Origin of the sequence: Dermabacter vaginalis, assembly GCF_001678905.1 — a bacterium.
Classification (GTDB): domain Bacteria; phylum Actinomycetota; class Actinomycetes; order Actinomycetales; family Dermabacteraceae; genus Dermabacter; species Dermabacter vaginalis.
The window spans coordinates 2,292,356-2,313,561 of record NZ_CP012117.1 but is presented as its reverse complement, the minus strand read 5'-3'; the positions used below and the strand labels follow the sequence as shown (position 1 = coordinate 2,313,561).

The window sequence follows — 21,206 nt, the reverse complement described above, 5'->3', positions numbered from 1 at the left end:
CTAGTCAGCTAGCCACGAGATGCGTGGCCTCGCTCACGAGACGGGACGCCGATTTTGCCGTGCGTCCATCAACGTCGAAGCGCGGGTTCAACTCGACAACGTCCATGAGTGCGAGTTTTTCCGACGCCGCCGCTGCCCGCACCGCCGCCACGATGATGGGAAGATCCACGCCGAGAGCTGCTGGTGCCGAGACCCCCGGGGCCGTGTGGGCGGGAAGAACATCAAGGTCGATCGTCAGGTAGAGAACATCCACGCTCGCCGCGAATTCCTCCACGAAACGCGTGACACCCGCGGCGCCCATCTCAAGGCACTCGAGATCCGTGCGGTACTGAACGCCGAGCTCATCTGCGGTCTCAAACAGTGTGCGCGTATTGCCCGGCTCCGCGATACCCAAAACGGCATAGTTGAGGGCGCGCCCCTCGGCCGCCTCCGCCTCCGCCATCTGCAAGAACGGAGTCCCGCTCGTGGGCGTGGGAGCGCTGCGAAGATCAAAGTGGGCATCGAGGTTGAGAACACCCCACGACGGGAGCTGGCATGCGTCGGACCCCGGGCCCCCAGGGCGAGGCGTGCTTTCTTTCGCTGACCCGCACGCACCCAAGTGCTCGCGCAGCCCCAGGTAACTCGCCCATGCGGTCTCATGACCACCACCGAGCACGAGCGTGAGGCGATTCCCCTCCGCGCCGAGCGCACGGGCCGTGAGATGCCCCATCTCCGCTTGTGCCTCCTCGAGCGCTTCGCCGACCGTCGCCACGTCACCCCAGTCCACGAGAGCCGCCTCGCCCGTGCCGAGCGGGCCGTGAAGCGCCATGCCCGCAAGAGCCGAACGCAAAGCCCGCGGCGCCTCCGCAGCGCCTACGCGACCATGGTTTCGGCGCACCCCCTCGTGCGAGGCGAAGCCTGCGAGAGCGACGTGCGGGCCTACGGGCGGGCGATCCTCGCTCACGAGCGACACGCGCTGATGCCAGCGCGCATGCGCCGTCCCCTCACCGTCGACTCGACCCTGCCACGGACTGCTTTCGATGCTGCTCAACGTGTTCACGCCCTCCATTATGGGTGGGCGGACTGTATCCAAATAGATTCGCTCCAGGCGCGCCCGATAGTGTGTCCCCCATGCCGTCGAAAGTACCCGCAGCCGCCTCAACGCTGAGGATCCTCACCTACCTCGCACAGCGCTCGAGGCCCATCGCCGCCTCACGCATCGCGAGCGAACTCGATATTCCCCGTTCGAGCACCTACGACATCCTCGCCGAACTCCTCGACCAGGGCTTCGTTCTGCACTACCCGGACCTTCACGCCTACGGTCTTGGCCCTTCCGCCTACGAACTGAGCTTCGGCTACACCCGCCAGGCCCCGCTCGCCCGCCTCGGCAAACGCGTGACCGAACGCCTCACGGATCGGGTCGGCGAAATTTCCCACGTCGCGGTGTTGCAGGGGCGCCACGTTCTCTACGTGGTTGAAGCACGACTCAACAAGCCCGCGTCATACCCCACCGACGTGGGCGTGCGCGTGCCCGCACACCTCACCGCAAGCGGACGCGCGATCCTCAGTGCCCTGCCCGCCAATCAGCTCGCCGCGGTGTTCACGGGGGAAACCGTGCTCGAGCCTCATCTCGGTGCCGACGTTGGCCCAGCCTTCCCCGTTGCCCGGGCGCTCGCCGATGCTCGCGACACGCGCACTCGCGGCTATGCCGTGGAAAACGGCGAGGTTCTCGACGGGCACCGCTCCGTTGCCCTCCCCGTGTTCGATGGCGCTAAGTGGCCCGTGGCCGCCGTGGCTGTCACGTGGCAGGGAAGCGACTCCTCACGCGACCTCGACATGCTCGAATCCGTGCGCATCGCCGCCGACCAACTGCAAAAGGCGATCTCCTAAAGGAGACCGCCTTTCGCCTTACGCGCTCGCGAGTGTTCTTAGAAGAACGCTCCGGGTCGCGGAATGTTGCGCACATTCGACTTCGCAAGATTGACCATCTTGCCCACGCCGCCTTCGAGCACAATCTTGCCGCCCGCGGTCGCGAAGCCGCTCATCTGTTCGAGCGTGATCTTCGGGGGCATCGCGAGCGCATCCGGATCGGTCACGATGTCGATGAGCATCGGGCCGGGTACCGCGAGGGCCTTCTTGAGGTCCTTGCGCAGAGTCTTGGGGTTCTCAATACGGATCGAGGGGATACCCGCGCCCTCGGCGATCTTCGAGAAGTTCACCGAATCGTGGTCGGTCTCGAAGTCGGGAAGGCCCGCCACGAGCATCTCGAGCTTCACCATGCCGAGACTCGAGTTGTTGAACACGACGATCTTCGTGTTCAACTGGTGCAGGCGCACCGTGAGAAGTTCGCCCATGAGCATTCCGAGGCCGCCATCGCCACTCATCGAAATCACCTGGCGGTTCGGCTGCGCAGCGGACGCGCCGATCGCCTGAGGGAGGGCATTCGCCATCGTGCCGTGGCGGAAGGAACCGAAGATGCGACGCTTGCCGTTCGGCTCGATGTAGCGTGCGGCCCACACGTTGCACATGCCCGTATCGACCGTGAACACGGCATCGTCGTCGGCGAACTCGTCGAGGAGGCTCGCGACATACTCCGGGTGAATCGGCTTGAGGCGCGACGCCCGCTTCGTGTACGAGTTCACGACGTGCGTGAGTTCCTTCTCCTGCTTGCGCAGCATCGAGTTGAGGAACGAACGGTTCTTCTTTTGCTTGAGCTGCGGAAGGAGCGCGCGAATCGTGAGAGCCACATCGCCGTGGATGCCCAGATCGAGCGGCACGCGGCGGCCAAGGCGCGAGCCGTCCGCATCGATCTGCACGACCTTCGGCTTCCCCTCGTGCGGGAGGAACTCCGAGTACGGGAAGTCCGTTCCGAGAAGAATCAGCAGGTCGCACTCGTGGGTTGCTTCGTAGGCGGCGCCGTAACCGAGCAGACCGCTCATGCCCACGTCGAAGGGGTTGTTGTACTGGATGAACTCCTTGCCACCGAACGCATGGCCGATCGGGGCCTTGAGGGTGTCGGCGAGCTCGAGGACTTCCGCGCGTGCGCCCTCGATGCCCGCGCCCGCGAAGAGCGTGATCTTCTTGGCGGAGTTTGCGAGGTGTGCGAGCTCCTCAACGACCGAAGCCTGCGGCTGAACCGCACCGAAAGTCGTGGTGAGGGTGCGGGTGGCCTCGATCGTGACGTCCTGGCTTGCGATATCGCCAGGGATCACGAGAACCGACACGTCTTTCTTCGCGAGTGCGGTTTGTGCCGCGTTATGCAGCATCTGCGCACCGTGATTGCCGGAATTGACCATTTCGCAGAAGGCCGAGCACTCATTGAAAAGGAGTTCGGGGTGGGTCTCCTGGAAAAAGCCCGTGCCGATCTTGGGGCTCGGAATGTGCGAGGCGATCGCGAGAACCGGGACCGAGTCGCGGTGGGCATCGTAGAGTCCCTGCACGAGGTGGGTGTTGCCCGGGCCGCATGAACCGGCACACACGCCGAGTTTGCCCGTCACGCGAGCCTCGGCGCCAGCAGCGAACGCGGCGGCCTCTTCGTTGCGCACATGGATCCACTCGATGCCCTTGGTCGTGCGCACGGCGTCCACGATCGGGTTGAGGGAGTCGCCAACAACGCCGTAGATGCGCTCGACGCCCATCGAGACGAGTTGATCAACGGTGTGCTGGGCGAGTGTCTTTTTCGCCATGGAGTTTCATCCCTTTCGCGGATGTTCGTCTGGCCCGCGGCGAAAACGCCGAAAAGACCAGCGTTGAGTCTGTGACGCTTTAAGCGTAGGCGGGACTTTGGTCCATTGCAGCTTGTGGTTTCAAAGGTCACGTTATTGGCGTGAGCCGGCGCACACATTGATGAAATTAGCAATGTTTGGGGCGGGGTGGCGTCGGACTGGGGCCTTCGCTCCCGCCTGCACCGCGATGTGCTTACGCCTGCGGCGTGCCGCCGGAACCGCTCGAACTTTTTCATGTGAACTGGAGTGCTTGGCGGCTGAAACGCAACGCTCTGGCCTGGTGTTTTGTGCGGGTTTTGAGCAAGATTGCAGGAATTGCAGCCAATCGTGAGCGCGCATTCCGGATTTTCCAAGGAAGACGTAGTTGCCTTAACTCATCGCGCACGGATCACGGTGAAACGTGACTCCTTCGCGCGGGGATAAGGGTAAAGGGATTGACCTCCGGTTCCGCCATTTGTGGCGGGCCGGGGGTTTCCTTTTTGTGCTCGCCTTCAATAGAGGAGTCGATAACCGGGTTTTGAGAGCGGTTGTGGGCGCGCACCTGCAGTTTTCTCCACCTCGGTTGGGGAGGGATCCGACGGTTACCTGCGCTCCACCGCCGCCTCCACGAGCCGCGCATGCCACGCCTCCATGCCCCGTGTTGCTCGACGCTCATCGCGAGGGTCATCGCCGTTGAGAATCGCTGTGAGGTAGGCCCGATCCCGCTCGAGTCTTTCGAGGGCATCGGTGCCGAGGGGGCCGTGGCCAGGGATAACGAGGCGTGCCTTTCGCGCATAGGGCTCGAGGAGGTCCAGGGCCTCGAGATAGGCGGTGAAGGGGTCGATGCTTCGCTTTTGGAGTAGGCGTGCGCGAGATTCGTGCTGCTCAAGATCGGGCAGGGGAAGTTCCGTGCTCGAAAGCATGTCTCCCGCGATGAGGATCCTTTGCTCTGGAAGCCACAGCGCGGTGTGACCCGGCACGTGAGCATCGTGGGTGAGTAGCTGGGGTTCGAAGCCGCACGGGGCGGCGCCGCGAGGGAGCCACGTGTGATGAGAGTTCGCTGGAGCTTGGGGCGTGGGAGAGAGGCGCCCGATGAGCGCGAGAAGCTCGGGTCGCGCCTCGAGTGCGGGATCATCGGCGGTGGCATGCGCGAGGAGATCCTCGCGTTCGGCGCCGGCGAGGCGCACCGTTGCCGCGGAGGCCAAACGCGGGGCGTTCCCGAAGGCAGGGTGCCACAGCACGTGATCGTGGTGAGCATGAGTGGCAAAGCCTGAGAGGACGGTGAGGCCCCGCTCGGCGAGCTGCACCGCGAGGTCGTCGAGCTCCGCTGCCTCCCAGCCCGGATCTACGAGCATCGCCTCGCTAATCGACGCGAGAACGATGCTGTTGAGTGCGTCCTTGCGCGAAGTGTGCACGAGAATCCCGGGTGCGATGTCCACCAACTCAGCCATGTCCCCATTGTTCCAGTCGCATCGCCCTCCCGGAGAAAGTAACCGTGTCAGGGGTTCCGAAAATTGCGATACCTAGGGTGTTTTTCTCCTTTTGGGCGGTCGCATAGTGAGCTAGTTACCGCAGTCCCGTCGAGGTAGACGTATGATGACACCACTGTGATGCAGGCCGCATGGGTGCGGGTCGACCCGAAGTCGAGGGCCCCCACCGTGGCGGATCGACAAGGAGGTCACATGCAACCCTTCACCCGGCGTACCGCGCTCGCCGGAACAGGCGCCGCACTCGCGGGTGCCCTCGCGAGCTGCGCCCCACCCAACCCCGGCTCGGTGAACGCCGAAGCCACAATCCCACCCTCAAAAGAGCGCGTGAAGCTCACGTACTGGGCGTGGGTGAAAGACCTCCAGAAGGTCGCCGACGTGTTCAACAAGAGCCAAGACCGCATCCACGTGGAAGCGTCGTGGATCCCCGGCGGCGGGAGCGGAGGTTACGCGAAGATCCTCTCCGCTGTAGCCGCAGGCGGCGGTCCCGACATCGCGCAGGTGGAACTTCGCTCCGTCCCCGAGTTCGCCCTCGCGGGCGCACTCGTGGACCTCTCGCGCTACGGCATTGCCAAGGACAAATTCGACGCGGGTGCCTTCGCGCAGGCCCAAGTGGGCGAGTCGGTCTGGGGTGTTCCGCAAGACACGGGCCCCGTCGCAAACTTCTATAACCGCGAGGTGCTCGAAGGGGAGCTTGGCCTGACGCCACCGTCCACATGGGAGGATTTCCGCGAGGTTGCGGGGGCGGTCAAGGATGCGGGAAAGACGATCTTCACCCTCGATCCGAGCGACGGCTCCTACTTCGTGATGTGGGCGATGCAGGCCGGCGCCACGTGGTTCAAGCCCGAGGGCGATGGATGGATCATCAACATGACCGACGAGAAGTCGCTCAAGGTTGCCGAGTTCTGGGACGGCATTCTCGCCGACAAACTCGTGGGCACCGGTTACGGCGCCTTTTCGACGCCATGGATGGCGGCCACGGGTGACGGCAAGGTGCTCAGCACGATCTCCGGATCGTGGAGCGACGCCCTTATCGAAGCGGTGCCGGGCGCCAAGGGAAAGTGGGCGGTCGCGCCCATGCCCACGTGGGACGACGGTTACGCCTCGGGAGCCCACGGCGGCTCATCAGCGGCGATCCTCTCCACAAGTAAGCACCCGGCCGAGGCCCTCGAATTCTGCACGTGGATGTGCACGAGCCCCGAGGGAATCGACGCGATGATCGAGAACTGCGGTATCGGCTGGTCGCCGTCGGCGGACTACATCGGTCAGTCCCGCACGCAACCGTCAGAGTTTTTCTCGGGCCAAAACTACAACGAGGAGGTCATGGTGCCCATGGCGGAGGGGCAGAACCTCGAATGGACATGGGCGCCACTTATGCAGCGCTTCATGGATGTCGTGGGCACCGGAATGACGAAAGCGATCAATGGCGAGCAGCCCCTCGTGGACCTCCTTGCGGTCACGCAGAAGGACATCACCGAGATTATGCAAGGCATGGGCCTCAACGCGGAGGAGGCGCGATGAAAGCGAAGTGGGCACCCTGGGTCCTTATGGCACCGTTTTTGGTGCTGTTCATCGGCACGATGGTGGTGCCGATCATCATGGCGGTGGGCTACAGCTTCACGACCGTGGAGCGCCACGGCCTCCTCGGCGAGGGTGGGATCGAGAGCTCGTTCGCGGGCCTCGATAACTACATCGCCGCGCTCGCGAACCAGAACTTTGTGGCCTCGATCGGCCGCATGATCCTCTTTGGCGTCGTGCAGGTGAGCGTCATGATTGTCGCCGCGACAGTGCTCGCGCTCCTCCTCGAAAGCGCCGCCGCGAAATGGCCTGGATTCTTTCGAAGCGCCTACTTTTTGCCCTACGGCATTCCGGGCGTGATCGCCACGATTCTCTGGTCGTTCTTGTACATCCCCGGGCTGAGCCCCATTGTTGATGCGCTTCAGCTTGTGGGAATTGAGGCCGATTTCCTGAGCCCGGACATGGTGCTGTGGTCGATCGCGAACATCGTGACCTGGACGTATACGGGCTACAACATGCTCATCATCATCGCCCAGCTCAAGGCCATTCCCGGTGAGTTGTACGAAGCCGCCCGCATTGATGGGGCCGGCCCGCTGAAGATCGTGACTTCAATTCAGTTGCCACTCATTCGGCCGGCGCTTTTGCTGACGATCATCTTCTCGATCATCGGCACGCTCCAACTGTTCGCGGAGCCTCGCCTGCTGATGACGATGAGCTCGGGCATCACGAACGAATACACGCCGAACATGAGCGCCTACGCGTACGCGTTCCAATACAACGAGGTGGGGATGGCGGCGGCGCAGGCCGTGATCATCGCGGTCTCGGCCTTTGTTCTTTCGGCCATTGCTCTCGGGATCTCCTCGTGGGCGGAGAGGAAGCGATGAGCGCCACGCACACGACGCACGTCAGCGAACGTTCGAGGAAGAAGCAGGCTATGCGCCTTGAGCGGGATCAGCGTTCGGGTGCCCGCTCGGCTGGTCGCAAGCCGGCGACGACGATCATTGTGACGGCGCTTTTGGCGATCGTCGCGATGTACTTCCTTGTGCCGGTGTATTGGGTGATCGTGAACGCGACGAAATCGACCGAGGACCTGTTTGGTACGAGCGGCTTCTGGTTTGGCAAAGAATTCCTTCTTTTCGACAACCTCAAGGCCGTGTTCACCGCCAATGGTGGGATCTTTTCGCGCTGGGCGCTGAACTCACTGCTCTATTCGGGCATTGGCTCGGTGCTTGCCACATACTTCGCGGTTGCCGCGGGGTATGCACTCGCGAAATACCGCTTCCCCGGCCGCAGGGCCGTGTACGCGTTCGTGCTCGGTGGCGTGCTCGTTCCGGGCACCGCAACCGCGCTCCCGCTGTTCTTCCTGTTCTCGAGCGTGGGTCTCACGAACACGTACTGGTCGGTGCTCATTCCTTCGCTCGTGAGCCCGTTCGGCCTGTTTCTCGCGTCAATCTACGCGAGTGCAGCTGTACCGGATTCGATGCTCGAAGCGGGGCGAATCGATGGCGTCAGCGAGATTGGGCTGTTTCACAGGCTTGCCCTTCCCCAGCTCACGCCGGCGGTGGTCACGATTCTGTTGTTCCAGTTCGTGGCGATCTGGAATAACTACTTCCTTCCGCTCGTGATGCTTGCGGATGAGAAGCTCTACCCGATCACTTTGGGCCTCGATAACTGGCGCGCGCAAACGGACCGTTTGCCGGAGTTTTTCCAGCTTACGACCGGCGGCGCGCTGCTGTCAGTGATCCCGCTCGCGATCCTCATCCTCGTGTTGCAGCGCTTCTGGCGCGGTGGCCTCACGGAGGGTTCAGTTAAGGGGTAGGTGCGCGCCTGAGCCCGGTTAGGGTTTGGGTTCCGACGGTTGCATGCCGTATGCGGTACCTCCTTTTACGCTACTGGCCCGCCTCCCCGGTTGGGGAAGCGGGCCAGTGCGCGTGCGCGCGCTCGAAGGCTTAGCTATTTTCCTTCTTGAGCACCTCGTTCATGGCTTTCGCGAGTGCCTTGCAGCCTTCTTCCGCGGAGATCTCCCCGTCGAAGACCTTCGAGAGGTGTTCACCCTCGAGCTCTTCCCATTCGGGGCACGTCTTCGAGACGGGGAAGGGTGCGGCGTAGTTGTGTGCCTGGTCGACGAAGACCTCGAGGTTATAGCCGGGCTGGGCGTCGACGTACGGATCCTGGGTGCCTTCGAGGGCGGGGAGCGCGATGCCAGATTCAGCGCTGATCTTTGCGGCTTCTTCGCCCGCGAGGAAGGTCACGAGGGCCTGGGAGGCCGCGAGATCCTCGGTGTGTGCAGAGATCACGTGGCCGAGGCCGTGCACGGCTGTCTTGCGGTCGTCGCCGCCGGGCAGGTACGCGACGGCGCAATCGTCCTTCACGGAGGAGTCGATGAGCGCACCGACTCGCCAGTTGCCCGACCACTGCATGGCCACCTGCCCGCCTTCGAACATGCCGTAGCACGAGTTTTCGGCGAGGAACTCTCGGCTGGGGCATGCGCCGATCTCAATGAGGTCGCGCCAGAACTTCACGCCTTCGATGGTCTTCGGATCGTCGTATCCGGACTTCGTTTTGTCGTCAGAGATGACCCAGCCGCCGTTGATGGCGATCGAGTGGTAGTAGGACGCGGTGCGCGAGAACACCTCGGCGCAGCCCCACACGCCGTCGGGAAGCTTGTCGGTGAGCTCGAGTGCCTTTTCCTTGTAGGTCTCGAGAGTCCACGTCTCGTCGGGGTACGCAACGCCGGCCTGGTCGAAGAGCTTCTTGTTGTACCAGATGCCCACGCAGTCGACGTCCTTGCACGTCGCGAAGAGTTCGCCGTCGACCGTGTACATGTCGACGAGTGCGCTCGGGTATTTGTTCGGGTCGATGAGCCCGTCGTCGACGAGGGCTTTGAGGGAGGCGAGCTGGCCGTTTTCAGCGTAGGAGCGGAAGTTCGGGCCGTTCATCCAGAACACGTCGGGCAGAGCTTTGGAGGACGCTTGGGCGCGGAGCTTTGTGAAGTAGTCCTTGAACGGCACCATGTTCAGCTGAACCTTGACGTTCGGGTACTTCTCATTGAAGGCCTTCATTACGTCTTTGAGCATCGCCTCTTGGTTGATGTCCCAGTAGGCGTAGGTGATCGTGCCTTTGATCTTTTTCGGGTCGTCGCCAATTTCGTTCGTGGCGTCCTTGATGGCGGCCTTGTTTCCGCCGCCACATCCTGCGGCGGCGGCGGCGAAGGCGGCCCCGCCAGCGGCGAGGAGGGATCGGCGGGCGATCGGGGACGTGGCCATGATGGTCTCCTTTGGGGTGTAGGGATTGCGGAGAGTGGCGGAAGTGAGCGGTTTTCTAAAACCACTTTAAGAAGACCAATCGTGGGGATTTTTCGGCAAGACAGAGAGGCAAATTTTGCAGCTCGTTCACTGAGTATTCAGATCGGTGAACGCGACAGGTGTGTGGGCAGAGGGGGCGGTGGCGTGCCGCACATCCCTTCCTAGTTAGATTAGGCAATGCTAACCTTGCAAATATGTCAGTTGCCTACACCGAGATGGACGCGCTCGCCGAGGAGCTCACCTCCCGCGCGCTCGTGTGCACTCTCGATTGCCCGTTCGCTTCGACCATTGCACTCAATGAGCTGCCGAAGGGGGTCACCGCGGTGATCGCCGCCTATCGCGAGGCGAACTCGGTGCTATGTCGGCGTCTCTTTGACCTGGGCTTCCACCCCGGCCTTGAGGTGGAACTCGTGCGCAAGGCACCCATGCGTGACCCCCTCGTGTTCCGCGTTGCCGACTGTGAAATCGTGCTGCGCAAGCGTGACGCGGCACGCATCCTCGTGCACGTTGGGGATGAGCACCCCAACAACTCGGTCGAGAAGAAGGCAGCATGACCTGCCACGATGCGGCGCCGGAAGCGCCGCGCGATACCGGTGCGCGCCGTTTTGCGCTCGTGGGCAACCCGAACGCCGGTAAATCCACGGTGTTCAACGCCCTCACGGGCATGCGGGCGAAGGTCGCGAACTACCCGGGCGTCACGGTCAGCAGGTTCGTGGGTAGCGTTGAAGTGCGGGACGTCTCCGGCGCGAGAATCGATGCCCAGGTGGAGGATCTCCCGGGCACCTACTCTCTTGACCCCATTAGCCCCGATGAGCAGGTTGTTCTCGAATCTCTCAGCGATGAAAGCCGCGCGGATGCGCTCATCGCCGTGCTCGATGCCACGAGTATGCGTCGTTCGCTCGGGCTCATCGCGCAGCTTCAGCGCACGGGTCTGCCGATCCTCGTGACGCTCACCCACGCCGATGAATTCCTTGAGCGCGGCGGCAGCGTGGACGTCGCGGCACTGTCGAAGGCGCTTGGCCACCGCGTTCTCGTCGTGACGGCCGGAAACCACCGAGAGCTTGACGCGCTGAAAGCCCAGCTGGCGTCGGAAGAGGACTGGCCGAGCCCCGCCGTACCCGCGCCCACCAACCCGAAGGGCTCCGCCGCGTGGATCGAGTCGGTGCTCGAGGCCGCCCACTATCGCGCGCCCGGCACCCACGCCCGCACCCGCAAGCTCGATGCGGTGCTGCTGCATCCCGTGTGGGGCAGCCTCGTGTTCTTTGCAGCGATGTTTGCGCTGTTCCAACTTATTTTTACGGTCGCTGCGCCCATTCAGGGCTGGATCGAAGAGGGCTTTGCGCTCCTCGGAGATGTCGCGCGCGAAAATATCGCTCTTGACTGGCTCGCCGGTCTCGTGGCCGATGGCTTGATCGGTGGCGTGGGCGGCGTTCTCACGTTCGTTCCCCAGATTTTCCTGCTGTTCTTCGCGCTTGCCATCCTCGAGGCGTCCGGCTACATGTCGCGGGCGGCGTTCCTCATGGATCGGGTCATGGCGGGCGCGGGCCTCGAGGGCCGGGCGTTCGTCGCGATGCTCTCGAGCCTCGCGTGTGCGATTCCTGGCATCATGGCCACGCGTTCGCTTCCCTCGGCGAAGGATCGGCTCGCGACGATGCTTACGATCCCGCTCATGACGTGCTCGGCACGCCTTCCCGTGTACACGATGTTGATTGCGATGCTGATCCCGGCCGATGCCCGCCTCGGCGGAGTGATCGGTGCGCAGGGCGCGGCGCTCTTTGGGTTGTACGTGCTTGGGGCATGCTCCGCGATGGGCTCGGCGTGGGTGTTCTCGAAGATTTTCGGGCGCGGTCGGGCAAACCTCCCCTTCTACATGGAGATGCCCACCTACCGCATCCCAACGGTGCGCGAGCTCGTGACGAACACGTGGATTCCCGTGAAGGGCTTTCTCACGAAGGTGGGACGCATCATCCTCCTGCTCACACTCGTGCTGTGGGCGCTGCTCAACCTCCCTGCCGTGGGCGATGCGGAGCTCGCGGCCGCGGGCATCGACCAGTCCGATTCGGCGGCCGTCGCGACCTACCAGCTTGAGCATTCCTACGGCGCGGGCCTCGGCAAGGCCGTCCAGCCCGTGTTCGAGCCCCTCGGTTTCGATTGGCGCGTGAGCGTCGGTGTCGTTGCCTCGCTCGGCGCGCGCGAAGTGTTCGTCTCGACGCTCGGGCAGATCGCGAGTGCGTCCGATCCAGAAAACCCCGGCGATACTCTCTCCTCTCTCACGTGGGGCCCCGGACCGCACGAAGGCCAGCTCCTCTTCACGCCAGGCACGATAGCCGCGCTCCTCGTGTTCTTCGTGTTCGCGCTGCAGTGCACTAGTACCATCGCGGCGCTGCGTCGCGAATCCGGTTCGTGGACATGGCCTGCCCTCGCCTTCTTCTACATGTTTGCGCTCGCGTGGGTGGGAGCGTTTATCGCGAAGCTCGCGGTGGGGGCGCTCGCGTGAGCCACGGGTCCGACGGTTCCCCGGCAAGCGTCGGACCCGACGCCTTGCCCACCGAACTCGAGCGATCCGTGCCAGGTCTTGGCCATGCCGCCCCTGTTCCGGCGAGCGTGACCGGGGCGGAGCGAGCGCTTAGGTGGAGCGTGCAGGGGGCGTCGTTGCCGCTTGGCTGGGAGCCGATTGCCGAGGCGCTGCCGCAGCTCGAGCGAATCGTGGCGGAGCCTCACGGGCTCTGGGTGTGGCTGCGCGCGGGATATTCCTGGCACAACGAGGCCGAGGCTGTTCGCGAGGGACTTGCGCTCATGCTTGACGAGGCGGCGCCCCACCTCGCGGAGTTCGAGGCGCAAATCGGGGTGGACAGGCGCGTCGAGGCCGTGCGCCTTGCCGCGACAGATGTGATTGACGGTGACCTCGCGCCCTACATCGCCTCGCACGGCGGAAACGTGCACATCGTTGACGTCGAGTGGGGCGAAGCCGGGCCGGTGGTGAGCGTCGAGTTCGCAGGGGCGTGCAAGGGCTGCGAACTGTCCGAAGTGACGCTCCACCTGCGCATTGAGAAGGCGCTCGCGAAGCGCATCCCCGCGCTTGCTGAGGTGCGTGATGCGACCCCGCGCACGGCGCCGCGGCTCTTCCAGGGGCTTTTTCGCCGCCCGCCTGTGTTTTCTTCGTGAGGGTGTAGGCAGGCGCCTCATCCGCCCTCGTTGCGGGCGGCACGCGCACGTCTTGACTGTTCTTTGAAAAAAAATTCACGTGGGCGTCACTTTTACTGCGGATGTTGGTCCCTCGCGTAGAGCACTGTAACTGCGTCAGATCACCAACCACATTGAAGGGATGCCTCCAATGGTGCTCCACCTCCCGCTCCTCATGAAGGATCACGTTCGCGGCAAGCGTTCCGCAGTGACCTGTGCACTCAAGTGCGACAACCAGTGCGCGAAGCCCGCATGCAATACGAGCAACAACTCCTACATCGGTGACATCGTCTCCGCTGCGATCAGCCGCCGCTCGCTCCTCGGCGGTGCTGCCGCAAGCGCCCTCGTGATCGCCGCCGGCGGTACGCAGGGCATGGGTCAGGCCGCCTTCGCTGCCGACCCGAGCGCCCCGAACCCCACGATCGGCTCGGCGCCCGAAGCGCCGAACGGCTCGAAGCTCCGCTTCACCCCGATCGCCCCCGTCAACAAGGATGTCGACGAGTTCAACGTGCCCGAGGGCTACCGCTGGGCACCCGTCATCAAGTGGGGCGACCCCCTCTTTGACGACTCGCCCGAGTTTGACTGGAACAATCAGTCGGTTGAGGCGCAGATAAAGCAGTTCGGGTACAACAACGACTACACGGAGATCCAGGAGATCCCCGGCTCGGATGGCCTGCGCGCCGTCATGTTCGTGAACCACGAGTACACGAACGCGAACATCATGTTCCCGGAGGACATGCCGAAACACGACCAGGTCGCCATTACCATGGCGGCTCAGGGCCTCACCGTCGTGGAGCTCGAGCGCAAGGACCGCAAGTCGCCCTACACCTACGTCAAGGGTGGAAAACTCAACCGCCGCTTCCTCCCCGACACGGAGTATGAACTCACCGGCCCCGCCGCGGGCTCCGAATTCGTGATAACGAAGGAGGACCCCGAGGGCCGCACGATCCTCGGCACCTTCGCGAACTGCTCGGGTGGCCTTACCCCGTGGGGCACGCTCCTTTCGGGCGAAGAAAACTTCCACGGCTACTTCCGTGCCAATGAGAACATTCAGTCGAACGCCCGCCTCGGCATCGACTCGAAAGAGTCGGTGTATGGCTTCGAAGGGAATGACCCTCGCTTCAACGCGACTGAAGACGGCTACGAGAACGAGGTCAACCGCTTCGGTTACGTCATCGAGATCGACCCGTGGGACCCCACCTCGACCCCGAAGAAGCACTCGGCACTCGGCCGCTTCAAGCACGAGGGTGCGAACGTCATCATCGCCGAGAACGGTCACGCGGTCGTGTACTCCGGTGACGACGAGCGCTTCGAATACATGTACAAGTTCGTGTCGAAGAAGAAGTACGTCGAGGGCGATCGTGCCCACAACATGAAACTCCTCACCGAGGGTGACCTTTACGTCGCGCGCTTCACGGGGAACTCGCCAGCTGCAGAAATTGACGGCAGCGGCAAGACTCCTGCCGACGGACAGTTCGATGGCACCGGCGAGTGGCTCCCGCTGATCCTCGACGGCAAGTCGCAGGTTGAGGGCATGACTGTCGAAGAGATCGCGGTCAACACCCGCACCGCTGCCGACAAGGTGGGGCCCACCAAGATGGACCGCCCCGAGGACGTCGAGCCCTCGCACCACTCGCGCAAGGTGTACGCGGCCCTCACGAACAACTCGAAGCGCGAGAGCAACCAGGTTGATGAAGCGAACCCGCGCGCGAAGAACCGCGACGGTCAGGTGCTCGAGCTCGACGAGCTCGGCGACCAGACGAGCACCGAGTTCGCGTGGAACCTTCTCCTCGTGGCGGGCGACCCCAACGGTGGCGACCAGACCTTCTACGGCAATGTTGACCCGAAGTCGGTCTCGCCGATCTCTTGCCCGGACAACCTCGCGTTCGACTCGGTGGGCAACCTCTGGATTTCGACCGACGGCGCCCCGAGTGGGATCGGCTACAACGACGGTCTGTTCCGTGTGACCCTCGAGGGAGACATGCGCGGCAACGTCGAGCAGTTCCTCTCTGTGCCTCGCGAGGCAGAGACGTGTGGCCCGATCGTTCGCGACGAGGACTACTCGGCATTCGTGTCGGTTCAGCACCCGGGTGAAGACGGCAAGTTCAGCGAGCAGCACTCCTTCTTCCCGGAGTACAACAAGACCGGCCCGCGCCCGACGGTCGTGCAGGTTCTGCCGATTTGGGATGAGGCTGAGAAGCCGAAGCCGAAGCCGGAGCCGAAGCCGGAGCCGAAGCCGGAGCCGAAGCCTGAGGAGCCCAAGCCCAAGCCCGAGCCGAAGCCGGAAGAACCGAAGCCTGAGGAGCCGTCGGCACAGCCTGCGCCCGGCAAGGATCCGAGCGACGCGGCCGTTCCGGTGGCGCCCGCTCCCAAGAAGCCGGAGAAGAAGAAGCCGGTCAAGAAGGTTAAGAAGGATGCAGAAAACAACCGTGGCCCGCTTCCGCGCACCGGTTTCGAGGCCGCTCCGGTTGCCGCAGGCGCCGCAGCTTTGCTCGCAGCCGGCGGCATGATGGCGGCGAAGTCCGCCAAGGACGCGGGGCCTGCAACCGAGGCTGAAGGTGACGGCCAGGCCGACGCCTGAGCATGAACCGCTGAGCCCTAGGGCTTGAACGGGAGGGGTCTCGCGCTGCGGCGCGGGGCCCCTCTTGCTATGCCGATCCGCTCGTAGGACCCCGCGGTGCTGCAGTGTTTGGCAGGGCAGTATTTCAACCCTTCCCGAGAGTGCGGGACGATACCGCATGGATCTGAAACGCGATCCCAGTGGTGAGCATGTGACAGGAAGCAAGACGCTGCAATGCTCTATCGTGAGTGTGCACCGGGGATCTGATGCTGCACGATGTTTGGACCGCCGAAGGGTGTACCTTGCGTAGTCTTACGTGCGGGACACGCATGATATCGGGGCGTTGGAAAAGCCTCGACAACGAGAACTGGAGCTGCGCCCCTTTTGATTGAAATGCTGTTGCTTATTGTCGTCATCGCCTTCACCCTGGTGCTCGCGTACCTGCCCGGCTACATCTGCATGAGGATCCTGTGTGGCTCCTCCCTCCTCGCCACGGCGTTCGCCCCCGCCATCAGTATGGCGATTGCGGGCCTTGCAGCGATCGGCGCGAGCTTCGTGGGGCTGCGATGGAGCCTCGTGCCGTATGGTTTGGCCTGCGCGGCCCTGATCGCGGCGTGCGGTGCGGCGCGCGCCCTTGGGATCACGCTACCGCCCACGCGACTGCGCGCCTCCCTTCTCGCGCTCCCGTCGAAACGGCAGGCTGTGGCGTGGGCTGCCGCGCTGCTTGCTGCGCTCGCGGTCTGCCTTGTGCCACTTTTTGTCGTCGCGCGCACCCCAGGGGCGATTCTTGAACGTTACGACGCGCTCTATCACCTCAATGCCCTCGCGTTCATTCGCGATCGTGGCGACGGCTCGAGCCTCAGCATGAATGCGCTTACGCGCACCGACCTTTCGGCGGCCTCGTATCCGGCTGGCTTCCACGATCTTGCCTCGCTCGTCCCGATCGCCAATATCCCTATCGTTCTGAACGGCTCGGTGCTCGCGCTCGCGGTTGTGCCGTGGGTCGTTGGCAATGCCCTCCTTGCGGCGGTGGTTTTTCCGCGCGTGCGGTGGGCGGGTCCGACGGCAGCCATCGGCGCAGCGCTCGTTCCAGCGAGCCCCGTGGACCTGTGGATCCACCTTTCGCCGATCCCCAACCTCATTGGTTTCGCGATCCTCCCGGGGCTGCTCGCTGCTGCCTACGCCCTGTGGCTCACCCTCGAAGATGCTGTCCAGCCACAAGCCCCACGTGGAATTCTGAGTGCGCGAGCCTCGAGCTCTTCGCACGCTCCTTCCGGTTGGCGTAAAGCTGCGGCGTGGGTGAAGCCGCTCGTGTGCATGGGTGGCGTCGCCTTCCTCGCACTCGTGGGCCTCGCACTTTTGCACCCGAACACCGCGGTCACACTGCTTCTGCTTCTCGGTGTGCTGAGCGCCGTACGGATTCTGCGCGCGCCAAAGCAACGGAGGGTGCTGTGGGCGATTCCGGTGCTTGCGCTTGCCCCCGTCTTCGCGGTGGCCTTCACGCCGATCGGCGCGCGTGCGACTGGCTTTTCCGGTGGTTTGCAGGTGCCGATGAGCACGGCATTCGGCGAGGTGTTCCTCGGTCTCCTTACGGTGTGGCCCATGCCGCTCGGGGTCGTCATGGCGCTCCTGTGGCTGCCGGGGCTTGTTGTGAGCCTTGTACGCGGCGAACGTTGGCTCGCCGCCTGCTGGGTCGCCGTGGCGGTCCTGTACTTCGATGCTGCCGTTGATTCGCCGCTGAATCTTTCGGCCCTCTACTTCCGCGGCCAAGATCGAATTTCAATCGCACTCGCGATGCTCTCGATCGCCCTCATGATTCCTGGAATCGAGGTGATTGCTGCGTGGCTGCGCAAGGCACTGGGCGCGCGACCCCGCGGGCGTTTCACGCTCGTGCAAGGGACGGCGCTCGTGCTTGCCGTCGTGGCAGCGCTCAGTTCGATTCCCTTCCGCCATGCCGACGCGGCAAAGAACCTCCAACCCGACTACCCGGGCCGCGGGAGGTTCTTGCAGGTGGGGGAGCGCGAAGACTTTGCCGCGGCCTTGCCCGGGATGAACGCCGACCGTTCTATTCTCGCGAGTCCCTACTCGGGTGCCGCCCACATGTATGCGTTAGAGGGCGCCAAGGTGTATTTCCCTGTGGCAGGGATGGCGCTTTCGAAAAAGGACCGCGCCGTGATCGATGCGGTGCCGCGCGCGTACGCCGACCCCGACGCATGTGCCCTCCTCGAGGAAGCGGGCATCGGGTACGTCTACCAGGAACGGGATCTCTACCAGTACGACCCGTCGTTCAATCCTCTCGGCACCGTCGTACTTCCCGCTCCGGGTCCAACGGTCTTCGAAACCGAGCATTCCCGGCTCGTGGAGATCGATTGCGGTTGATCTGAAGAACCGGGGTAGGTGCCGCTGCTCGCGTGGAGCAGCGGCGGCCTGGCGTTAGGCGGTCGCGACGGCCTTTCGCACAGCCTCGATCACACGCTCCACATCAGCGTCGGTGAGGCCGGGGAACATCGGCAGGGAAATCTCCCTGCGGTAGAAGTCTTCGGCAACCGGGCACATGCCACGCTTGTAGCCGAGATCCTCGAACACGGGATGCCAGTAGGCCGGAATGTAGTTCACCTGCACGCCGATGCCCTGTTCGCGCAGCGACTCGAAGATCGCCCTGCGTTGTTCGGCGGGAACGCGAAGCGGATACAGGTGCCAGGCGGGCTCGGCTCCCTCGGGTGCGAACGGGATGTCAACACCGTCGAGGTCTGAGAGCGCCTCGTCGTAGGTCCGCTTGATTTCGGCTCGACGAGCCACGAAATCATCCAGACGCTGAAGCTGCGAATTGCCCAGCGCACAGAGCACATCCGGAAGGCGGTAGTTGATGCCGAAGGAATGAACTTCCTGATGCCACGGCCCCTCATCGGGGTAGCGCTGAAGCTCCTTGTCGCGCACAAGACCGTGGTTCTTGAAGCGTCGAGCGCGGGTGGCGAGTTCTTCGTTGTCGGTCACCAGGGCGCCACCTTCTGCGGTGGTGAGGTTCTTGGTGGGGAAGAACGAGAAACTGGTCATGTGTGCGAGCGAGCCCACGGGCTTGCCGTTGCGGCGGGAGCCGATCGAGTGGGCGGCGTCTTCCAAGAAGAGCGCATCGTTCTTTTCGGCAAGGGCCCGGAGGGCATCGGCCTCAACGGGAACGCCGGCGTAATCGACGCCGGCGATCACCTTGGTGTTCGGCGTGACGGCAGCTTCCGCGGCGGCCGGATCGAGGTTGCCCGTTTTCGGGTCGACATCAGCGAAAACGATCTTTGCGCCAAAAACTGCGGCAGTGGCGGCGGTGGCCACGAAGGTCAGCGGGGTCGTGACCACTTCGTCTCCGGCGCCAACGCCAGCAGCAGCGTAGGCAAGGTGCAGCGCGGCGGTTCCGGACGTCACGCTAATGGCGTGTGCGGCGTGGGTGCGCTCCGCGATCGATTCTTCGAAGCGGTCGACCTCGGGGCCTGTCGTGAGCCAATCGCTTCCGAGGGCGCGGGTGACCGCTGCGACATCGTCATCGTTGATTGATTGGCGACCGTAGGGAAGCATCTCAGAGCCCTTCCGCAATGATGTCAGCGATCTCCTCGCGGGTGTACCACTCATCGTTGGAGTCGGAACGGAACGCGAAGCCGGCTTCCACCGGTTCGGCATCGGCCGGGGTCTCGTAACCCCAGGTCGCGAGATCTGGCTGGATGATGTAGTACTTACCGCCGGCAATCTTCACGGCGCGGCGGCCCTCCTCGGGGCTGATCATTTCCTCGTGGAGCTTTTCGCCTGGCCGCAGGCCAACGTCCACGAGTTCCGCGCCCGGAACAACGGCATGGGCGAGATCGACGACCTTCATCGACGGGATGCGGGGAACGAGGAGTTCGCCGCCCTGCATGAACTCGAAGGACTCGGTCACCATCTTCACGGCCTGGGGCAGGGTGATGAAGAAGCGCGTGCAGCGCAGATCCGTGATCGGAAGGGGCTTGCCCTCTTCGCCGAGCTTGCGGAAGAACGGAATCACCGAGCCTCGCGATCCCATGACGTTGCCGTAGCGAACAACGGAGAAGCGGGTGGGGTAGGCGGCTGCGTAGTGGTTGCCGCAAATGAAGAGCTTGTCGGCCGTGAGCTTGGTGGCGCCGTAGAGGTTGATGGGGCTCGAGGCCTTGTCCGTGGAGAGCGCCACGACCTTCTTCACGCCCGCGTCGATCGACGCTTCGATCACGTTCTGGCTTCCCAGAATGTTGGTCTTCACGAACTCGAAGGGGTTGTATTCGGCCGTATCGACCTGCTTGAGCGCGGCGGCGTGCACCACATAGTCCACGCCGTGCAGAGCGCGGCGAAGGCGCTTTTCGTCGCGAATGTCGCCGATGAACCAGCGCAGGCGCGGGTCGTTGTTGAACTGGTTACGAACCTCGTACTGCTTGAGTTCATCGCGGGAGAAAATCACCACGCGTCGAGGGTCGTGATTCTCGAGCACCTCTTTGAGGAATGCTTTACCGAAGGAGCCGGTTCCACCGGTGATGAGGATGGATGAACCGCTGAGGATCGACATTGAGGTTCTCTTTCGTTGATCGATGTCCATGCGCGAGTTCGCCGTGCACGGCTGAGGTTTCCGCGACTCTCCTTGTCGCGCGTGCCATTATGGCACGCCGGTATTTGAGCGTGCCATGATTACACGGTGAGTACCAAGCGAATCGTAGCCGTCATTCAAGCCCGCACGGGGTCGTCACGTTTGCCGCGAAAGGTGCTGCGCCCCCTCGCCGGCCGACCAGTATTGGAGTGGATGGTCCGGGCTGCTCGCGCGGCACAGGGGATCGACGATGTGGTGATCGCCACCTCGACTTCTGACAAGGATGATGAGGTCGAGACTCTCGGGAAGCGGCTCGGCGCGAAGGTCGTGCGTGGCAGTGAAGACGACGTGCTGTCGCGTTTCATGCTTGCACTTGAGGCTACCGACGCCGATGCCGTGGTGCGCTTGACCGCGGATTGCCCACTGTGCGATCCCGCGCTGATTTCCGCGATCGTCAGCATGTGGAAAGTCGATCCCACGCTGGATTACGTGGCCACGACGTTGATCCGCACGTTGCCGCGCGGGCTCGATGTCGAGCTTGCCTCGCGCAATGCGCTGCACATCGCCGATGAGGAAGCCGAGAGCTTCCATCGGATCCACGTGACCTCGTACCTGTATGACAGCAAGAGTGCGTTCCGCACGATGGGGCTCGTGGTCCAACCAGCGGCGAACGATTTGCGGGTCACTTTGGACACTGCCGAGGACGGCCAGCTACTCGATGCGGTTGTCGCGGAGTTGGGGGATCAGCCTCCGGCCTGGCAAGACGTGGTCAGCCTCTTGCGTTCGCGCCCGGATATCGTCCAGATCAACGCCAAGATTCGACAGAAGAAACTGGCGGATGGCTGATGCACGTCCTTTTGCGTTGTGACGCTACCGATGAGGGTGGCAGCGGGCATT

16 protein-coding genes are annotated in these 21,206 nt (G+C 63.5%); 10 read left to right on the top strand and 6 right to left on the bottom strand.

From position 1 onward, the window contains the following. Positions 1-4 precede the first annotated feature (4 nt). Positions 5-1,048, bottom strand: a complete 1,044-nt coding sequence (gene hutG / locus DAD186_RS10170) for a formimidoylglutamase (protein ID WP_065248577.1) — start codon at positions 1,046-1,048, stop codon at positions 5-7. 62 nt (positions 1,049-1,110) lie between these two features. Here hutG and DAD186_RS10165 point away from each other — a divergent pair, with 62 nt between their 5' ends. Beyond that, positions 1,111-1,869 carry an IclR family transcriptional regulator gene (locus DAD186_RS10165; RefSeq protein WP_065248576.1) on the top strand — a complete coding sequence of 253 codons (759 nt, stop codon included), beginning with the start codon at positions 1,111-1,113 and terminating at the stop codon, positions 1,867-1,869. A 38-nt stretch (positions 1,870-1,907) separates the two neighbouring features. Here DAD186_RS10165 and DAD186_RS10160 read toward each other — a convergent pair whose 3' ends face one another. Together DAD186_RS10160 and DAD186_RS10155 are read right to left on the bottom strand one after the other, a co-directional pair. Beyond that, positions 1,908-3,665 (bottom strand): pyruvate dehydrogenase, encoded by a 1,758-nt coding sequence (locus DAD186_RS10160; protein ID WP_065248575.1) that lies wholly within the window; start codon positions 3,663-3,665, stop codon positions 1,908-1,910. Between the two features lie 620 nt (positions 3,666-4,285). Next, positions 4,286-5,134: an MBL fold metallo-hydrolase gene (locus DAD186_RS10155; RefSeq protein WP_065248574.1), complete on the bottom strand. Its 849-nt coding sequence runs from the start codon at positions 5,132-5,134 to the stop codon at positions 4,286-4,288. Positions 5,135-5,365: 231 nt separating this feature from the next. Here DAD186_RS10155 and DAD186_RS10150 point away from each other — a divergent pair, with 231 nt between their 5' ends. The 3 genes from DAD186_RS10150 to DAD186_RS10140 are packed head-to-tail and all read left to right on the top strand — an operon-like array spanning position 5,366 to position 8,507. After that, on the top strand, positions 5,366-6,691 hold the full coding sequence (locus DAD186_RS10150) for an ABC transporter substrate-binding protein (protein ID WP_065248573.1): 1,326 nt from the start codon (positions 5,366-5,368) through the stop codon (positions 6,689-6,691). Continuing rightward, positions 6,688-7,572: a carbohydrate ABC transporter permease gene (locus DAD186_RS10145; protein WP_065248572.1), complete on the top strand. Its 885-nt coding sequence runs from the start codon at positions 6,688-6,690 to the stop codon at positions 7,570-7,572. The genes DAD186_RS10150 and DAD186_RS10145 overlap by 4 nt, the downstream gene beginning before the upstream one ends. 50 nt (positions 7,573-7,622) lie before the next feature. After that, complete coding sequence (locus DAD186_RS10140; protein ID WP_236886308.1) at positions 7,623-8,507, top strand: carbohydrate ABC transporter permease; 885 nt, start codon at positions 7,623-7,625, stop codon at positions 8,505-8,507. Between the two features lie 130 nt (positions 8,508-8,637). On the opposite strand, the gene DAD186_RS10135 is transcribed toward DAD186_RS10140, so the two are convergent. Then, complete coding sequence (locus DAD186_RS10135) at positions 8,638-9,954, bottom strand: ABC transporter substrate-binding protein (RefSeq protein ID WP_065248570.1); 1,317 nt, start codon at positions 9,952-9,954, stop codon at positions 8,638-8,640. Positions 9,955-10,187: 233 nt separating this feature from the next. On the opposite strand from DAD186_RS10135, the gene DAD186_RS10130 reads away from it, so the two are divergent. From DAD186_RS10130 to DAD186_RS10110, 5 genes are all read left to right on the top strand, one after another. Beyond that, positions 10,188-10,547, top strand: a complete 360-nt coding sequence (locus DAD186_RS10130) for a FeoA family protein (RefSeq protein ID WP_236886257.1) — start codon at positions 10,188-10,190, stop codon at positions 10,545-10,547. Beyond that, positions 10,544-12,490, top strand: coding sequence for a ferrous iron transporter B (gene feoB, locus DAD186_RS10125; RefSeq protein ID WP_065248569.1), 1,947 nt, complete (start codon positions 10,544-10,546; stop codon positions 12,488-12,490). The genes DAD186_RS10130 and feoB overlap by 4 nt, the downstream gene beginning before the upstream one ends. Then, positions 12,487-13,158: a NifU family protein gene (locus DAD186_RS10120; RefSeq protein ID WP_167550785.1), complete on the top strand. Its 672-nt coding sequence runs from the start codon at positions 12,487-12,489 to the stop codon at positions 13,156-13,158. The genes feoB and DAD186_RS10120 overlap by 4 nt, the downstream gene beginning before the upstream one ends. A 169-nt stretch (positions 13,159-13,327) precedes the next feature. After that, positions 13,328-15,757 (top strand): PhoX family protein, encoded by a 2,430-nt coding sequence (locus DAD186_RS10115; protein ID WP_065248567.1) that lies wholly within the window; start codon positions 13,328-13,330, stop codon positions 15,755-15,757. Between the two features lie 372 nt (positions 15,758-16,129). Continuing rightward, positions 16,130-18,115, top strand: coding sequence for a DUF6541 family protein (locus DAD186_RS10110; protein WP_157457142.1), 1,986 nt, complete (start codon positions 16,130-16,132; stop codon positions 18,113-18,115). A 54-nt stretch (positions 18,116-18,169) separates the two neighbouring features. Here the strand turns inward: DAD186_RS10110 and pseC are convergent, their stop codons facing one another. Next, positions 18,170-19,300, bottom strand: coding sequence for a UDP-4-amino-4,6-dideoxy-N-acetyl-beta-L-altrosamine transaminase (pseC, locus tag DAD186_RS10105; protein ID WP_082991195.1), 1,131 nt, complete (start codon positions 19,298-19,300; stop codon positions 18,170-18,172). Between the two features lies 1 nt (position 19,301). After that, positions 19,302-20,291: a UDP-N-acetylglucosamine 4,6-dehydratase (inverting) gene (gene pseB / locus DAD186_RS10100; RefSeq protein WP_065248564.1), complete on the bottom strand. Its 990-nt coding sequence runs from the start codon at positions 20,289-20,291 to the stop codon at positions 19,302-19,304. Positions 20,292-20,417: 126 nt separating this feature from the next. Here pseB and DAD186_RS10095 point away from each other — a divergent pair, with 126 nt between their 5' ends. After that, the gene (locus DAD186_RS10095) at positions 20,418-21,155 is read left to right on the top strand and encodes a cytidylyltransferase domain-containing protein (protein ID WP_236886256.1); all 738 of its coding nucleotides are present in this window, start codon (positions 20,418-20,420) and stop codon (positions 21,153-21,155) included. The last annotated feature ends 51 nt before the right edge of the window (positions 21,156-21,206 follow it).

Bases quoted from the DNA above. Each gene is read 5' to 3' on its own strand.
- hutG (WP_065248577.1), bottom strand. From the start codon at position 1,048: ATGGAGGGCGTGAACACGTTGAGCAGCATCGAAAGCAGTCCGTGGCAG.
- DAD186_RS10165 (WP_065248576.1), top strand. From the start codon at position 1,111: ATGCCGTCGAAAGTACCCGCAGCCGCCTCAACGCTGAGGATCCTCACC.
- DAD186_RS10160 (WP_065248575.1), bottom strand. From the start codon at position 3,665: ATGGCGAAAAAGACACTCGCCCAGCACACCGTTGATCAACTCGTCTCG.
- DAD186_RS10155 (WP_065248574.1), bottom strand. From the start codon at position 5,134: ATGGCTGAGTTGGTGGACATCGCACCCGGGATTCTCGTGCACACTTCG.
- DAD186_RS10150 (WP_065248573.1), top strand. From the start codon at position 5,366: ATGCAACCCTTCACCCGGCGTACCGCGCTCGCCGGAACAGGCGCCGCA.
- DAD186_RS10145 (WP_065248572.1), top strand. From the start codon at position 6,688: ATGAAAGCGAAGTGGGCACCCTGGGTCCTTATGGCACCGTTTTTGGTG.
- DAD186_RS10140 (WP_236886308.1), top strand. From the start codon at position 7,623: ATGCGCCTTGAGCGGGATCAGCGTTCGGGTGCCCGCTCGGCTGGTCGC.
- DAD186_RS10135 (WP_065248570.1), bottom strand. From the start codon at position 9,954: ATGGCCACGTCCCCGATCGCCCGCCGATCCCTCCTCGCCGCTGGCGGG.
- DAD186_RS10130 (WP_236886257.1), top strand. From the start codon at position 10,188: ATGTCAGTTGCCTACACCGAGATGGACGCGCTCGCCGAGGAGCTCACC.
- feoB (WP_065248569.1), top strand. From the start codon at position 10,544: ATGACCTGCCACGATGCGGCGCCGGAAGCGCCGCGCGATACCGGTGCG.
- DAD186_RS10115 (WP_065248567.1), top strand. From the start codon at position 13,328: ATGGTGCTCCACCTCCCGCTCCTCATGAAGGATCACGTTCGCGGCAAG.
- DAD186_RS10110 (WP_157457142.1), top strand. From the start codon at position 16,130: ATGCTGTTGCTTATTGTCGTCATCGCCTTCACCCTGGTGCTCGCGTAC.
- pseC (WP_082991195.1), bottom strand. From the start codon at position 19,300: ATGCTTCCCTACGGTCGCCAATCAATCAACGATGACGATGTCGCAGCG.
- pseB (WP_065248564.1), bottom strand. From the start codon at position 20,291: ATGTCGATCCTCAGCGGTTCATCCATCCTCATCACCGGTGGAACCGGC.